The sequence below is a fragment of the Flavobacterium marginilacus genome (assembly GCF_026870155.1).
GTDB classification, from domain to species: domain Bacteria; phylum Bacteroidota; class Bacteroidia; order Flavobacteriales; family Flavobacteriaceae; genus Flavobacterium; species Flavobacterium marginilacus.
This window is the reverse complement of record NZ_CP113975.1, coordinates 1,605,856-1,623,826: the sequence shown is the minus strand read 5'-3', so window position 1 is coordinate 1,623,826 and position 17,971 is coordinate 1,605,856. Positions and strand designations below refer to the sequence as shown.

Genomic DNA, 17,971 nt, shown 5'->3' with positions numbered 1-17,971 from the left:
AAGTAGTGCTTTTACAATCAAAATCAGCCTTTCGAAGGTAATAATCCAATTTTCATAACTCTTTCCTCAAAATCATTTCGAGAGACAGCGGCTTTATTCCGGGCTTTGGTCCGATAGTTATAAATCGTGCTTAAAGAGTAACGAAGAAATGCTGCGATTTTTACGCTGTCTGTTATCCCAAGACGGATTAATGCAAAGATGCGGAGTTCAGTATTCAGCAATTCTCCCTGCTTCAATACAACCTGTTCTTCACTGATGAGTAATGCATTAAAGTCTTTTACAAAAGTCGGATACAGATTTAGAAAAATTACATCAAAGTTCTCATACAGTTCTTCCAGTTCTTTTTCAACCAGAGTAGTCGATTTCAGCATCTTGAAAATTTCATCAAACTGTTTGAGTGCTGCTTTTTTGTTTAGAATAACACGGTAATTTTCTAATTTATTGATATAACTGGAGCACAGACTGAAAAAATGTGCAATATATTCTTCTTTAATATGATTGGATTCAGATAATTGGGCATTTCGTTCCTGCAGCTGGCTGTTTGTTTCTGTAATATCCTTGTTTAACTCGGCTAATTTTTGGCTTGTCGCAAAAAGTTCTCCACGAATTCTGGATACTTTTTTCATTTGTCGAGAAACATAAATCACAGCCAAGATCAGAAACACCGAAAGTAAACTAATGCACAAAAGGTATATCTGCAATTCGCTTTTTCTTTGGGCTTCTCTTTCTAAATAAGCGGTATTTATAATCGAATAAATTTCAGACATTAACAGTGTTCGAAACTGAACATTGCAGTAAAGTGCGTCTTCAATTGCCGACTGAGTGAGCTTATAAGCCATATCAACATCGCCAATTTCGTAAAAAACCAATGCCAATTCCTGAAGTGAAGCATTGTCTTTTATAGCATTTTTAATATCTGCAGCAGCAGAAAGCGCATAATATTTTTTCCTTAGTTCTAACTGCTTCGTAGTTTCATAAATTTTACCAAAAAGGTACGTAATCATCGCGTACTGCGAATCTTCCTCTTTTGTATTTTCTAATAAAACCGATAATTGTTTTAGGGCAAGAGTATATTTTTTATTGAAAACATTTTTCTGTGCCTGGTTAATTTTAAACTCCAATGTTCGAGGATTTAATACCCCTAACAAAGAGTCTCTATATTTTCCTATTTGTTCAATATATTCTCTGCTTCTGCTATTTGCGTTATAATGCTCGAAAAATTCCCGATACACCATATAATAATTTGGAAGCAGTGATTTGGTCAATGTTTTCTTATTGATGCTTTTCAAAATAGCTTCCGATTCACGGTATTTTCCAGATGAAGAATATAGGTTGGCCAATTGCAGTTTAGCTAAATCCGAAAAAGCTTTATTTTGCAGTTCTGCTGCAATTACAAGATTTTTTTTGACATATAAAATTGCAGAATCAGAATCGAATTTTTGGTATTCAGCATATAACGTTTTGTTGTAATTGTATTCCTGTTCCTTCGATAGATCTTCGGATTTAATTTTTTTGAAATTCAGAATGCGCTGCTCCTTTACTTGAACATATTTCGATTTATTTTTTAAAGCATCATTTAACTTATCAAAAATAGAATCAGCCTCCGATGAATAACCCGAATAACTTATTGTAAGTAAAAAAAAAAGCAGGTAATTTTTCAAACTGAATAATGGCTAAATGATATGGATTACAAATATAATAAAGTGAATAGAATGTTTTTGATTTCTATTTACAATTAGAAAACATAAAAGCTGCTCCTCATATGAGAAACAGCTTTTACTAATTAACAAAACTGAAACTTATTTTTAATTTCTTAGAAAACTATTCAAAATTCTGCTGGTTATTTTACCTGAATAGTAACCTCTGCTGGTTTCAACCAAGTGCTGGTAAAATTAACTTTTATAGGCTCACTGCCTCCTGTTGACTGAATGTAAGCAACAAGATGTCCGTGAAATGCTCTCTGAACATTATCAGTATAATCACCCATATCGCTGTTATTTCCAGCTTCCAATCCTAATAAAGTACCTGAACCGCTCACTGCGCAGATAATTTCATTATCAGAAAGTATTACAGGCAGTCCTTTTTCATCCAATACCTGAACGATCACTTTGGCAACGCCATCTTTATTAACAGTGATATTTTTTTCATTAACCACCAAAGCATACGGCTGCTGAGAAGAAACAATTGAATATCTGCTTACAACCTTGTTATCATCGCTAAGTCCTATTGCTTCTAATTTACCCGGAGTAAAAGGAACATCCCAATAAATCACGCCTGTATTTTCGTCGTATTTCTTTTCTTCACCAATAACTTTTCCGTTTAATTCTAAGCGGGCTTTGGCTGCATTAGTGTAACAAACCACTCTGATGATCTGGCCTTCATTGTAATTATTCCAGATAGGCCAAGCATCTTTAGAAAGTTCTTTTTCATTATTGCTGATGTATGTTCCTGCATAAATCATTGGTTTCTCTGACCATAATGACTGACGGAAATATCCTCTTGGCTTAATAATTCCGGCAAGATCTACCAATCCAGAATAGAATCCTCTTGATGGCCAAGCATTCGATTCACCTAAATAATCAATACCTGTCCATAAAAACTGTCCAAATATATGTTCGTTATTTTTTACTGCCAGCCATGGTGCCATATCATGAACATTCTCACTTCCAAAAATCACTCTGTTAGGATATTTTTTGTGATCCGAACCATATTTGCTTTCTGTGTAATTATATCCTGTGATATCTAAAGCTCCTGGATATTCTGTTTCGTTAGACATTGCAACACCTGCAAGGCCTGCTGTTGTAGGACGGGATTTATCATATTTTTTCACAGCTGCTACAAGACGTTTGGCTATACCGCCAAGACGCATTGCATCTGGTGCATCTTTTTTGTAACCGCCATAATTGGCTTGTCCAAAGCCGTCTTTTCCATTATCCAGAACAGGGTGTGAATATGGGTCATTTGGATAATCAACTTCGTTACCAATACTCCATCCAAAAACAGAAAGATGATTGCGGTCACGGCGTACCATGTCTTCTAAATCTTTCTCACCCCATTCAACAAAAATATCATTAGAACCTTCAAAACCTGGAGTTCCTACATTCCATCCTGTTAACCATTTACGTTTTGGAAATTCCCACTCATCATATGCTTCATTAAGAACTAAGATTCCTAATTCATCACAAAGAGCATAAAAATCTGGTGCCTGAGGATTGTGGCTTGTACGAATAGCGTTTACGCCTATTTCTTTTAAAGTAATCAATCTGGTTTTCAAAACCTCTCTTGGTACTGCAGATCCTAAAACTCCAGCGTCATGGTGCAGACAAACTCCTTTCATTTTCATCCATTTACCATTCAAAGCAAAACCTTTATTGGCATCGAATGTAAAATTTCTAAAACCTGTTGATGTAACTGTTTTATCGACTGTTTTCCCATCCTTTAGAATAGTTGTTTTTAACTGATACAGATTTGGGTGTTCTAAATCCCATAATTGAGGATTTTTTACATTTATTTTGACAGCCGTTTTGTTTTCTTTGTTGGCATCAACAAGCACTTTTTGAGAACTTTTGGCAACTGTTTTTCCGCTGTTGTCTAAAAGTTCATTGACAACTGTAAGGTTTGCTTTTGCAGATGAACCGTTTTCCAAAGCTACTTCAACATTCAAAGTCCCAGTTCCATTAGCAACTTCTGGATAGGTATAAACACCCCATTGTGCAATATGCACCGGATTTGAATAAACTAACCATACATTACGATAAATTCCTGATCCTGAATACCAGCGGGAATCGGCACTCTTACTGTGATCAACACGTACAGCAATGATATTATCTTCTCCATATTTCACAAAAGGAGTCGCATCATAAGCAAAAGAAATATATCCGTTAGGGCGTTTTCCTAAAGAATGACCGTTAATAAAAACTTCGCTTCGATTATACACACCTTCAAAATATAAATAGACTTTTTCGCCTTTCTTATTTTGAGGAATATTCAATGATTTTCTGTACCATCCAATTCCTCCGGGAAGATAACCTTGACAGCTCGCCAAAGTTGGACTCAATCTCCCCTTCACGCTCCAGTCATGAGGAACATTTACTGATTCCCATTTAGCATCATCGTATGTAGTGTTTTGTGCACCCGAAGCATCCTCCAGCGTAAACTTCCAGTTGTCATTAATTTTTTTTGAATCCCCAAACGATATCTGGCTAAAAGCTGATAAGCAGGAAAAAATAAGAATTGGTAATGCGAGCTTTTTAATAGTCATTATGTATTTATTTTAATTATTCATTCGTATATTTTGATTGATGGTCTTTTTTTTTTTGATGAGCTTATTTTTTGACAGGCTTTATTCCTTCATGAGTAGGAGTTACAGGCAATATTGCTCCATTCTTGTCAAACTCCATTTTATCAATACAGACTTCCCTATTGAATCCAGCAGAATTTCCCATTGTCATTCCTTTTGGATAATTGAAACGGTGGTAAACAATGTACCACTCATCTTTGCCCGGTATTTGAATAATCGAATTATGACCAGTTGCAAATATGCCTGCTTCTTTATTTTTTGCGATAACTAAATTGTTTTCCGGGATAGTGATTTTCCCAAATGGGGAATCTGAAATTCCATAACGCACTCGGTAATTTTCGCTTCGGGTGTCATCTTCAGACCATAAAAAGTAGTATTTGCCATTTCTAAAGAATACTGTAGTACCTTCACGGAAAGTTTTATCCGGAGTTATTACCTTAACCGATTCGGGTTTGATAGAAATCATGTCCTCATTCAATTCGGCACAGGCCATATAATTATTTCCCCAATATAAATAGGTTTTCCCTGTCTGAGGATCTGTAAATACGTCCGGATCTATCTGCTGTCCATCTGTAACTCCTTCAGGAAATTTATTTACCAAAGGTTTTCCTGAGTCTATAAATGGTCCTTCGGGCTTATCGGCTGCAGCCACACCAATTTTCTGGCCAGCTGTGAAATAAAAATAATATTTATAAGTGTTTCCAACTTTTTTCTCTGTAATACAAGGAGCCCATGCATTTTTTTTTGCCCAAGTCACATCTTTTTCGAGATCCAGAATAATTCCTTCATCGGTCCAGTTTACCAAATCAGGTGAAGAGAATGTCTTAAAATAAGTTCCAGACCAGCCGTCAAATCCGTCACTTGTAGGGTAGATATAATATTTAGAAGTTTTTTCAGAATACATTACATCAGGATCGGCATATAAACCATTCAAAGCAGCATTATTAGCAACCGAAGCAGTAACTGACCAAATTTCTGATGGCTTTCCTTGTATAGCAACCGTATATTTTACAGGCCCTTTTGTAAAATCCTGAGGTGTTTTTGGACTAACACTAACACCGGCAAGTTTTGTAAAATCAGGATTGAATGACGCTAAATTTGTTCCCCATTTTACAGGAAGGTGAACTTGTTTTGTGGCTGCGTCAAGTTTTATGTTTATCTTTTTTATTTCTTTTGCTTCAGGAGAACTCAAAATATCATCTGCACTTCCCCATTTACTTTCCAAACGTGCCAGTTCATCTGCCGTTATTGGCATAACCGTTCCGTGGCGCGGGTGAAAATTCATCGTAACGGCATTGTCAATTACTGAGAAATTCTCTAAATCACTGGTTTTTGTAAACTGATATTTACCTTTGGTATATAAATCATACATCAGGATATAATCTTTCGAATTGTTCAGTTTAAAAACTCCAGCTCCTTCCACAGGATACTTAGTCTGCTGTACATATTTGTCATTCAAAACATAACCTTCGGTAAGTTTATCAGAAACTGCAATTTTTATGCCTGCTCCTGCTCCTTCAGTTTTGAAAAACAAATGATATTTATTGTCTTTGAGAATAATTTCACCGTCAATACACGCACCGTTTGTCGGGCTGAAAAACAACTGCTTAGGCTCCGTTTCCAAATCGGTAAAATCAGCATTGGCGTAAGCATAATAAATTTTGTCAATATCATTTCCGTGCTGCATAGACCAATAAATCATGTATTTGCCTTTTTTTGCATCATATATTGTCTGCGGTGCCCAAACGCGTTTTAAATTTTCTTGGTTTGGATATTTTTTTTGAATATTTATAATCGCTGAACTCCAGTTTATTAAATCATCTGATTTTAATAAAACCATTGCTCTATTAGAATCCCAGCCTTTGTCCGAAGTCATATCGGTGGCAACCATATAGAATGTTTTACCATCTTCACCACGAAGAATATGCGGATCTCTCACACCTCCGGTTGAACTGATCTGCTTAGAATCGATTACCGGCTGATTATTATTTAATGCTCTAAAATTATAGCCATCATTACTTACCGCGAAACGAATCGCTTCTTCATTACCTGAATTACCAGTAAAATAGGCAAATAAATAGGACGTTGTTTTTGCTTTAGAATTCTTTAGTTCTGACTTTGGCAGTTTCTTTTTTGAAACCGACTGCGCGTTAGCCTGCCCAAGAATAACCAAGGCAGTTAACAAAAAAACCAATTTATAAGATTTTTTGTTTTTGATGAAGATGTTTGAATTAGTGTTCATGCTTATTAGAATATGATTAGCTATTTAGATACTTTGACAATTTTGTACAAACCTGTTTTAACCGTTGGCCCAAAGCAATCCCAGCTATTCCATCCCATAGTCCGTTTGGGGGCACAGCTATGAAATTCGGTTTTAGTTTGGGATTGAACTATAAGGCCAATCATTAAAAAAAACAAAACAGGTACTCTTGTTTTACGAAACTTATATACAATCATCAGTATTCTCTTTATTTATAATTGCTTAAATATTGTTTTTTAAGTAATACAGTCATACTATAAGTGTGGTTTATACATTTGTAAATATACCTCAAAAAAATATCTAAAAGCTATCATTATCGAAAAATAATTCCAAATTAGAATTCATTCAGTTCTTATTAAAACTTTAAAATAAATCTCTGTAAAACCTTATTGAAATTCCCCTACGAATGTGACAACAGATCGGGCTGGAATTTCCAGATTATCAATCTTCTGAATGTCCTTTCTGCTTAAATTAGAATTCTCTGATGTTACATAAGGAGTTAATTCATTGTTTTTGAGTGTTCCCTTAGTTAAATCAAATTTGTATTTCTGATTTGATTTCCCGCAGTTTACCGCAACCACTACCAGTTTTTTATTTGCTGTATCTTTATAAGCAGTAATCATTACATCATTTGCAGCCGCCAGTTCGTCTTGATTAGGGACATCTATTCTAAGCATTCCCGGACGCACAAACAATGAGTAATTTCCAAAAGCCCAAAGCAGTTTTGAATCATGAAATTCTCCGTCATTTTTCACATACTCCGGTGCCGTTCCTCCTTTACTATTTCCGTCATCAAGATAAATCAGACCATCTTTATAATCTACTCGGGTAAGCGCTGTCCACCACTGCCATGAAGCCGCATTGGCAAGCGCAATATCATTGTGTATTAAACGCGCAACAAATAATGCCGTCTGCATGCCTAAATCTCTTCCGCCGCCGCCGCCGCCAGGAATTTCAGCTTCTCCTGGATTTTCTAAAATACAGTATTCCGACTGCCAGTATTTCAATCCTGGTTTTTGTTTTACATTCGCAGCAATCAGCTTTCTGCTTAAAACCTGTCTGTCAACCGGCCAGGTTGTAAAATAACTATGTCCTGAAATAGTATTCTCGACATTAGAAAGTTTAGAAATATTCGTTTTTGTATTTCCAAAAAAGTAATCTATCTGGTTATCGCGGTTTTCTCCGTTTACATTTTCATACAAATAGTTGATTTGTCCAGCTTCGGCAATAACAATTTTGTTATTCATTTTTTGAGCTTTCAGTTTTTCTGAAAGAGATTTTGTCAAATCATAAATTTCCTGATTGGTTGCCGGTGTTCCTTCCTGACTGTTTTTGTCACCATTATTAGCCATCCATTCCCATTGAGGCTCATTTATTGGACTGACATAATCAAACTTTACTCCTTCATTTTTCTCCAATCCCTGAATACTTTTAACAAAGAAATCGGCAAATTTTGGGATAGCTCCTTCTTTCAGATTCAGTTTATTTTTCTGCGTTGCAAATGACAATCCGTTGTTTGTCATATGAACTGGAGGACTGTTTGTAAAAATTAAATATTTTTCGACACCGCGTTTTTTTGCTGCCTGCAAAAACCATCTTTGTCCTTCCTGTTTTGAAAAATCATAAGTTCCGTCAGCATTCAGGAAACATTCGCTTCTTCTCCATTGATCTGAAACCCTGCTGTCTTCACCTTGTTCCATACTTCCTGCCCCGAGATTGAATCTCCAGATAGAAAGTCCGATACCTTTTGGATTTCCCTGTGCATCGATTTCTTTGCTAAACAGTAAATCAGCAATGGCATTCTTTTTTTGTTCCGGCCAATTTTTTCCAACAAACTGACATCTCCATGCATCAGAACCACCAAATCCATCCATGGTCTGTACGACATTATCAGTACTGATGCTAATTGTCCGCTGTGCAAAAGAGTGTATACTCATTAGCAATACAAGCGAAACATATACCTTTTTCATTTTTTTATTCTTTGTATATTAATATTATAACTATTATCAGCTTTTACGATAACACTCAAGAGATTCTGCTTATTAACTTGCGGGAAAATCTGTAAAAAATATCATAATCTAAACAAAAATCAATGCCTTACAATAAATTGTTTGACAACTGATTTTTCGTCATTTTTCAATTTTAGTATATAAGTTCCAGATGGAAGATCAGAAGTATCCAGTTCTATATTTTTACTATCACTATACGTTCTGTTTATAACAATTTTTCCTTGCATATCATATACAACAAGAGCTGATGCAGTACTATTCATTTCAGCAAGCCCCATACGCATCACCTCATCAGCAGGAACAGGCCATAATGATACGTTTGCCGCTCCGCTTCCGTTCTTCTCATTTGAATCTACACCTAAACTGCTAGAAGCAAGAGCTGCTATTTCGTTTTCAGATAATGTGTAATTGTAAATTCTGAAATCGTCTATATAGCCATTGAATAACGGATCTGCAGTGTATTGGCCGATATAATTAAGAATTGGTTTAAAATCATTTGGGCTGACAGTCGAGTTATCCAGCTGTTTTACTAATTTACCATCGACATACATTTTTAAACCTTTTGTTTTACTTATTGTTACAGCGACATGTACCCAAGTGGAGACTGCTAACTTGTCACTCTCCAATTGAATCTCACCATTCCCATTATTGATTACAAAACGTAAATTACCACTGTTAGCATTGGCAGTTAAAAACATATTTTCATTCACACCATTTCCAAAATCAAAAATTCGCTGCCACTGATTTCCACCTTTCCAATTTACCCATGCTGCAATAGTACTTTCATCATGATTAGCCACATTTGCTGGAAGCTGCAAGAAACCATTAGTACCTTTCAGCGAAATTGCTTTTGAGCCTGTTTTTCCGTCAACAAAGGCAATATCACCGTATGAAGCACTGTGGTTTAATTGAATACTCTTGTCTAATGTATTATCATCAAATTGAAAATGTGCTATGATATCTTTATTGCCTGTGGCTGCAGCCGAAGTTTCATTCGAATAAACAGAACGATTCAAAGAATAATCTACTGCTTTGATAACATAAAAATAAGTTTTCCCTACAGATGCTGTATTATCGACAAAAGAAGCTGTTTTTATATTTCGGCCTATTGTATTGTAAGATCCGCCTTTTGATTCGGCTCTAAAAACTGTATAGCCGGCAACATCTGCATCCGTACTAGGCGTCCAGTCTAACCGAATAGAAGCAGCATTAGCTGTGGCTGTTAAATTGCCTGGAGCACTGGGAGATACAAAATCTATAGGAGTACCAATAGGGATTAAACGCCATTGCTGCTGCGTCCCTCCAGATTTTTCGGATTGTTCAATATTATCTCCTGTACTGGCAGTCTGCAGACATTTTGCACTGAATCGGCTGCGAATATAAAACCATCCATCCTCGGAATAATCAAGAAACCACTGCTGGTTTACTGATTTAAGATCGTTCCAAACGACAATTTTTCCTCCATCCTCTAATGAATAATTATAGATATCCAGAGACATGCCATTATGCTGTGCTGTAAATGTAAAATAGCTAAAATCACCACCAATCCTAGAATCGACTGGAGTAACATTCCATTGCTGATATGCAGCACTTGAATTATAATTGTATTGACGAAGGCTTGAACCAGCTGAAGTAGAGCCATTCTCAACTTCCAATACTTTTCCGCTTTTGCGGTTTACTAATATATAACGGCCATTTATAACCGGCTGTATATCATCACCCCAAGTAATATTAACAACCCTTTCGGCATTGGTTTGCCCCTTTTGGTAGCCGGTACCCCCTGGCAATTGCATCGTATATTCACGCTGCGGGCCATAACCATCAAAATAAACCTCTTTGTCTTTTGATATAAAACGGTACGAAGTGGCCACAGCCTGTCTTTCAGAAGTTCCTCCAAATGCCTGCACGCTGCCTTGGCTTGTTTTATAAACTGCGGCGGCTGTCCACTTTGGACGATTTTCTGCATAAGCCAATCGTTTTCCGTTTCGGCTTGCTTTTACAAATTCACCTCTTGCAAGTTCGGCGGTTCCCCACCATATTCCGGTCTGCATGCCGTATTTGATGCCAACAATTGCTTCCATTACATTGTGTAATTCATCAGCGGTGGCATACTTGCCGTCAGTTCGGACTTTCTCAAAAAAACTTGCATAACCATCAAATCCACCAGCAAGCTGATGCGTATTCCCTTCATCTAAATTAGCCTTTAACTGATCATACCAATTATGAGCCAGATCGCAATTGAGCGTATTCCCTCCCGAAACACGGATAGCAGAAAAATAAGGATTACTTTTTAGACGAGCTGCAATATCATTAAAGTTTGTAACAGTACCCTGCCCCCATCCATTATCTGGTTCATTAAAAGGTGCTACAGATACTACGGTTCTCCCTTTTCCCTGAGCATATTTTGTACTTGCATAGATCAGCTGTTCCCAGCGTTGGGCATAAGCAGTACGATCACCAGGACTAAACCAGGAAGCTACAAAAGGGTGGTCACAATTGAATGCCACTTTTGTTTTTTCTCCTGTTAAAGCCACAAGAGCAAGACGTCTGTCCAGCCAATCTGTTTGACTGCTGTATGTTATTCCATCTGCTCCTACATAGTTGCCGCTTTGAAATTCACCATTAATCAGTTCACGAGTAGGCTGAAATGATATTCTTACAATATCAACATTTTCTTTGCCCATAAAAGATACGCCTCTGCGCATATTATTTTCATCAGGCCAAGCGGTATCAAGTCCCCATGTAACAGGAGCTGAAATACCATTATCAAAAACACTAAATGGCACTGTGTTATCTGTAATAGGCTGTGCTATTAAGTTATCACTTGTGCTAGATTGTGCATTTATGTTTATTATTCCAAATCCTAACAATAAAACCCCTAATAGGAAATATTTTTGCCTCATGATTGTCAATTGTTTTTCACTTATTTTAACTTATATCAGATAGATGCAAATTGCAGTTCACAAATAGCATGTACAATATGACTGCCAATTATATATACTTTTTTGCCCTGCCTTTTTTTGCCCCTAACAACACTAATTCATGAAATTAGGGGTAAAAAAAGCAAAACAAAGTTCTATCCAAAAAATATTTTACTTGTAGGTACCAACGTATGTTACAACTGATCTTGCTCCTATCTCAAAACCTGCTGCATCTACATCAGTTCCTTTTTTCAGACTTTTAGTATCTGAAGTTGTGTAAGGCGTAAACTTATTATTTGTTAAAGTACCTCCTGAAAGATTCAGCTTGTACGTTCTTGCTGTGTTACTGAAATTTACAGCTACAATTACCAATTTTTTATTCGTCGCATCTTTGTAAGCAGTCAGCATTACATCAGTAGCTGCAGCCGCATTATCCAAACCTGGTATCTGCACCCGCACCATTCCCGGTTTTACAAAGAAAGAGAAGTTTCCTAAAGCCCAAAGCGTTTTGGAATCCCTAATGAAGCCGTCATTTTTGCAGTAATCGGCATTTCCAGCTCCTTTTGACGCGCCGTCATCTACGTGAATCAGACCATCTTTATAATCACCACGGCTAATTGCTGTCCACCACTGCCATGAAGTAACACCCCCAATAGAAATATCTGTACTAATAATACGGGCTGTCCAAAGTGCTAACTGTATTCCCAAGTCTCTTCCAGGACCACCACCGCCAATCAATTCAGAAGCTCCAGGGCTTTCAAGAACACAATATTCAGAAGACCAAAGACTAAGTCCCGGAGCTGTCATAATTTTTGAAGCAGCCAATTGTCTTGAAGTAATAAGTTCGTTCAATGGCCAAGCCTGCCAATAACTGTGACCAGATATTGTTTTCTTTACATTGCTCATTGAAGCAATATTTTTTGTAGAATTTGGTCCAAAGAAATAATCAATCTGACCTGATCTGCTGGCTGTACTGCTCACCGTTTTATACAATGGCTCATAAGCTCCAGCTTCTCCTACAACAATTTGGGAACTAAGACCTTTTGTCTGCAGTTTTGGAGATAAAACAGATACCAAATTGTATATATTTGCATTTGTAGCAGGTGAACCTTCCTGACTTGTTCCATCCCACTCATACTGCGGTTCATTGAAAGGGCTGATATAATCGATTGTCAGACCATGAACTGTTTTCAATTTATCAATTGAATTCACCCAAAAATCTGCCAATTCAGGCATTTTTCCATCCTTTAGATTGTAAAACTCTTTAATGCTTGCATGAGCTTTACCATTATTTGTCAAATAAACAGGCGCACTATTTGCAAAAGCCAATAACTTTTCAACCCCGCGTGCTTTAGCCGCTTTCATAAACCATACCTGTCCAGCCTGCTTGGTCATATCATAAGTAACACCATCAGCAGTAAAACATTCGGTACGTCTCCATTCATCGCCTATATCACTTGCATCACCCTGCTCAGTACTTCCTGCTCCCAGATTAAAACGCCAAAGTGATAATCCAATTCCTTTTGGATTCCCATCAGCATCTACATCTTTACTGAATAATAAATCAGCGATAGTGTTTCTTTTATCCTGAGGCCAGTTTTTACCAATGAAATTACACTGCCATGCATCCGAAGCACCAAAGCTTTCCATTGTCTGCAGATTAGCATCAAGATTTACATTCAAATCTCTTGTAGTAGAATTAACTGGTGTTGAATCATCAGTACTATCAGATGAACTGCAGCTTATTAAAGAAGAGTTGATGAAAAGCAAGCCCGCAATCAGCAGGCTTACTTTATAATTATTTTTAACAATAGTCATATTAATAACCAGTATTTTGAGTTATTAAACCACCGCTTAAATCTATTTCCAATTGTGGAATTGGCCATAGTAAATTTTTGGCAGGATTAAAATTGGTTCCTTTGTCCTGAGCCTCTTTCAAATTGGTAGTTTCATAAGGATCTGTAGAACTCAAATTGTATTTAACAAAAGTTCCGTTTGGTCCCATCAAAGATTCAATAACAGATTTTCCAGTACTTGGGTCTTTCTCACGACGGATATCAAACAAACGTAATCCTTCGAAAGCCAATTCTAAACGACGCTCTTTGTAAATTTGTCTCAATAAATTTGGACCAGCCAAACCTACTTTAGGATCAAGTTTTACACGGGCTCTGATAACATTGATATCTGCTAAAGCTCCACCTGCATCACCTAATTGATAAGCAGCTTCTGCTCTTGTCAAATACATTTCAGCCAAACGAATCAATGGCACATTCAATGGTAAGTGTCCGTCTTTTTTGTCCAATGCACGACGTGTAGCAATTGGAATATAATATTTACGGCAGATACGTCCTGATTTATTATCATTCAAGCTGAATTTATGAGTTGGATTCAATACTTCGTCACCATAAGCAGCTTCACCCCATTTAGTGATTGTACTTCTACGTCTAATTACGTCATTTTCAGAAAGGTAAGCATTTTCCAAATCACTTGTTGGCATACACCATCCCCATCCGTCAATAACATCTTTTGCATCATTGCTTGGGAAGTTTTTCTTATCCTCGCCTCTTGCGCCTGAAAAAGTAGGAAGCATAGATCCTAAATTTTTATCCTGTACAGAAGAAGACTGAGCCTCCAAAATTGATTCTACACCATTATGGTTGTTAACATCCCAGATTTTCAAGAAATCTGCTTCAAGAGCATAAGGTCCTTCAGTGATAACTTTGTTTGAGTATTGTTTTGCTTCTGCCCATTTACCTTGAAATAAAGATACACGAGCTAATAAAGCATAAGCAGCCCATTTGTTCACTCTTCCGTTTCTGTCAACTGGAATGGTTTCCAATTTTGCTGCAGACTCTTTAAGATCGGCTTCAATTTGTGCATACACAGCAGTAACTGGGCTGCGCTCTAATTTCAAATCACCTGTTCCAAGAGATGTTGTATATAATGGAACAGCTCCAAAATTATTTACAAGCTCATAATAGCAATAAGCACGTACAAACAATGATTCACCGATATATTGGTTTTTTTGTAAATCAGAAAGCGGCGATAAAGCCATTTTTTCTAAACCAATGTTAGCTGATTGAATGGTATAATAATGAGCGGTATAAATACTGTTCATAGATCCCATATTTTCTGGTGTAACGATGTACTGAGCACAAGGTCTGAAAGCACCGCTGTCCTGTCCTGTATTCCCCATCCATGCATCGTCAGTAGCTGATTCATTTGTCAATCTTGGTGCCAGTAATGTATACCAGTCGTTTGACATTAATAATCTATGCGTTAGTTCGTTTACATAGTTTTCGCATTCTGTTGCTGTTTGAAAATAGTTTTCTAAAGTTTGAGTTCCTCTTGCTTCTTTATCTATAAAATCTTCACAAGAAACTGCAAACAATGAAAATGCTATTATCGATACTATTATTTTTTTCATATCTGTTTATTATTAAAATCCTACATTAACTCCCATCAAAACTGTTGGCTGTACTGGGTAATTCCATCCGCCAAATCCAGAACCTAAAACACCTCCGCCAACTTCAGGATCAACACCTGTGTAGTTAGTCCATGTCCATAAGTTTTGTCCTGATAAAGAAAGTCTAAGTCTGTCCAATCCAAATTGGTTAAGGAAAGTATATCCAATCTGAATGTTTTTCATACGTACATATGAACCGTCTTCAACATATAAAGATGAGAATTTGGTAAAGTTTTCATTATCGTCATTTTTAGACAAACGAGGAACATAATTCGAAGTTCCTTCTCCATGCCAAGCCATATTTTCAAGTCCAGCAACTTTGTTTGTTAAACTTGCTCCATTGTACAAATCAGAAATATTCTGATTAATCAATTCATTTCCAACACTTGCATAAAAGTTAGCAATCAAATCAAATCCTTTGTAAGCCAAATTCAAGTTTAATCCCATTGTGAAATCAGCCCATGGAGAACCAAGTTTTGTTCTGTCTTTGTCATCTAGTTTACCGTCACCGTTTACATCTTTAAAACGAATGTCTCCTACTTTAGCATAAGGCTGTAATTTAGTTCCGTGATTATCTGTATGAGAATTCAATTCTGTCTGATTTTGGAACAATCCGTCTGCAACATAACCATAATAGTATCCTGGCTCATCACCTTCAACAGTCAAGGTTCTGTTACTTGATCCGTATAATTTTTCACCGTCAGCCGATAAAGAAATCATATCAACATTTACAGTCGTAAACGTAAAATCTGCACCATAAGAGAAAGATCCTTTTTTATCTTTGTAAGATAAAAGCAAGTCAATACCATTCGATTTCATAGAACCTACGTTTGTCCACATCGTTGAATAGCCTGGGAATCCGCTGTAAGTTGGGAACTGTTTCAAGAACAGCATGTCTTTTGTTGTTTTTTCATAGTATTCTAATGATCCGGATATTTTATTTTTCAATAATCCAAAATCAAGACCAAAGTTGATATCCTCAACAGTTTCCCATTTGATATCTTTGTTTGCCATAGAAGAAGGGTAAGAAGTATCTACAACCTCACCTCCAATAACATAATAACCTTGCCCAATATTAGACTGGTAAACTGAACCTGGTAAACTTTGGTTACCAACTTTACCCCATCCAGCTCTTAATCTAAGATCATTGATAACCTCTTTTGTATTTTCCATAAAACCTTCATTTGAAATTCTCCAAGAAGCTGAAGCAGCTGGGAAATTTGCCCATTTGTTATTAGCCATAAATTTTGAAGAACCGTCACGTCTGAATGAACCTGTCAAATAATATTTACTATCGTAGTTATAAGAAAGACGGGAAAGATATGACTGTAAAGAACTAGACCAGCTGTTACCGCCGCTGTTACGATTTTTGGTAGCAGCATTTACCTCTCTCATTAAGTCTGTGTTGTTTGGAACACCTTCTCCATACGCCCAAACATCATTTCCATTGTACTCTTCCATTGTAGCACCTACCATTAAAGATACATTATGTTTATCAGCAAATGTTTTGTTATAAGTTGCTGTAGTCTGCCATGTCCAGTCATGATTAGTGGTATTCTTTCTTTCAACACTATTGATTTCTGCTTTTTCGTGTGCCGCATCAATTATGAAATCAGGTCTGAAAATACTTTGTGTTTTATCACCTACTTCGATAGATCCCTGTGTACGGAAAACAAGTCCTTTGATAGGCTCATACTGCAGGTATGCATTGGTATTCAAACTGTACTGATCAGTATAATCATCATATCTTGCAACAGAAGCTACTGGATTCCAAACATACGATGGAGAACGCGCATAGATGCTGTATTCATTTTCGGTACCGTTCAATTGGTCTGCCGGTTTGTAAATTGGCGTAATTGGATCAATTTTATCAAAATCGGCCCAGTTTCCTGGTGATCCCCAAGTTTCGAAACGTGGATTTAAAGTGACACCAACCGAAACTTTATCAGAAAACTTGAAATCATTAGCAACTCTGGCAGTAATTCTTTCCCATCCGCCTATTCCGTAAAAAGAGTCAGATTTATAATAGTTCAAACTTGCTGCATAGGTGTTTTTTTCAGAACCTCCTGTTACTCCTATAGAAGCATTTGTTACTGGTGACGTTTTTTTGATTCCTGCACCCCACCAATCAGTAGTTTTTCCTTTATACTGTTCTGCATTTGGCAGATACTCAGAATATCCAGAAGTAGTATACGCTTTATTCATAATATTAGCATAGCCTTCAGCATCTGCCATATTATAAGGATTATCCATCATTTGGAAACCCCTGCTCAAATCAACATTGAATTTAGGTTTTCCTGTTTTACCTTTTTTAGTAGTAATAAGGATAACCCCGTTTGAAGCACGTGAACCATAAATAGCACTTGCAGATGCATCTTTAAGTACATCCATAGACTCAATCTCATTGTTGCTCAAAAAGTTGATGCTAGTTCCCATCGGGATACCATCGACAACATAAAGAGGGTCTGTACTAAGGTTAATTGTAGATATACCACGAATCAATACTCTTGGCTGTGCTCCTGGTCCTCCAGCTCCTGTAATCTGGACTCCGGAAACTTTTCCCTGCAGTGACTCTGTGGCATTACCTACTGTCATTGTTTGAAGCTCTTTTCCTTTTACAGAAGAAATTGAAGTCGTTACATCTCTCTTTTTCACTGTTGCATAACCTACAACAACAACTTCGTCTAAGTTTTGTCCTGTTTGTTCCAAAACCACATCAATTGTTGTTCTATCACCAACTGTTACTAATTTTGTTGTAAATCCGATGAATGAAAACTGAAGCTCGGCGTCTTTGCTTGGAACTACAATAGAAAATTTACCATCAAAATCGGTAGAAGCAGAAGCTCCTGTTCCTTTCACAATAATATTTGCACCTGGAATCGGCAAGGCAGTTTTGTCCTTAACAGATCCTTTTACTGTTATTTGCGCAAATGTTGCCGTACTGCACAACACGGCTATAAATAACCATATAAATTTATATTTCATATCTAAATATTTTATTATTAAATGTTACAA

8 protein-coding genes are annotated in these 17,971 nt (G+C 36.8%); all 8 read right to left on the bottom strand.

The window, feature by feature from the left end; genetic code table 11:
* Nucleotides 1–23: 23 nt before the first annotated feature.
* On the bottom strand, nucleotides 24–1,661 hold the full coding sequence (gene susR / locus OZP07_RS07055; protein WP_194641042.1) for a SusR family glycan utilization regulator: 1,638 nt from the start codon (nucleotides 1,659–1,661) through the stop codon (nucleotides 24–26).
* Between the two features lie 179 nt (nucleotides 1,662–1,840).
* On the bottom strand, nucleotides 1,841–4,261 hold the full coding sequence (locus tag OZP07_RS07050; protein ID WP_281637777.1) for a glycoside hydrolase family 2 TIM barrel-domain containing protein: 2,421 nt from the start codon (nucleotides 4,259–4,261) through the stop codon (nucleotides 1,841–1,843).
* Nucleotides 4,262–4,325: 64 nt separating this feature from the next.
* Nucleotides 4,326–6,542, bottom strand: a complete 2,217-nt coding sequence (locus tag OZP07_RS07045; protein WP_281637776.1) for a glycoside hydrolase family 43 protein — start codon at nucleotides 6,540–6,542, stop codon at nucleotides 4,326–4,328.
* Nucleotides 6,543–6,946: 404 nt separating this feature from the next.
* Nucleotides 6,947–8,530 (bottom strand): glycoside hydrolase, encoded by a 1,584-nt coding sequence (locus tag OZP07_RS07040; RefSeq protein WP_281637775.1) that lies wholly within the window; start codon nucleotides 8,528–8,530, stop codon nucleotides 6,947–6,949.
* Nucleotides 8,531–8,649: 119 nt separating this feature from the next.
* On the bottom strand, nucleotides 8,650–11,472 hold the full coding sequence (locus OZP07_RS07035) for a LamG-like jellyroll fold domain-containing protein (protein ID WP_281637774.1): 2,823 nt from the start codon (nucleotides 11,470–11,472) through the stop codon (nucleotides 8,650–8,652).
* Nucleotides 11,473–11,661: 189 nt separating this feature from the next.
* A complete protein-coding gene (locus OZP07_RS07030) occupies nucleotides 11,662–13,308 on the bottom strand; it encodes a glycoside hydrolase (protein ID WP_281637773.1) in 1,647 nt (548 codons plus the stop codon).
* A 1-nt stretch (nucleotide 13,309) separates the two neighbouring features.
* Complete coding sequence (locus tag OZP07_RS07025) at nucleotides 13,310–14,917, bottom strand: RagB/SusD family nutrient uptake outer membrane protein (RefSeq protein ID WP_281637772.1); 1,608 nt, start codon at nucleotides 14,915–14,917, stop codon at nucleotides 13,310–13,312.
* Between the two features lie 12 nt (nucleotides 14,918–14,929).
* A complete protein-coding gene (locus OZP07_RS07020) occupies nucleotides 14,930–17,941 on the bottom strand; it encodes a SusC/RagA family TonB-linked outer membrane protein (protein ID WP_281637771.1) in 3,012 nt (1,003 codons plus the stop codon).
* Nucleotides 17,942–17,971 lie beyond the last annotated feature (30 nt).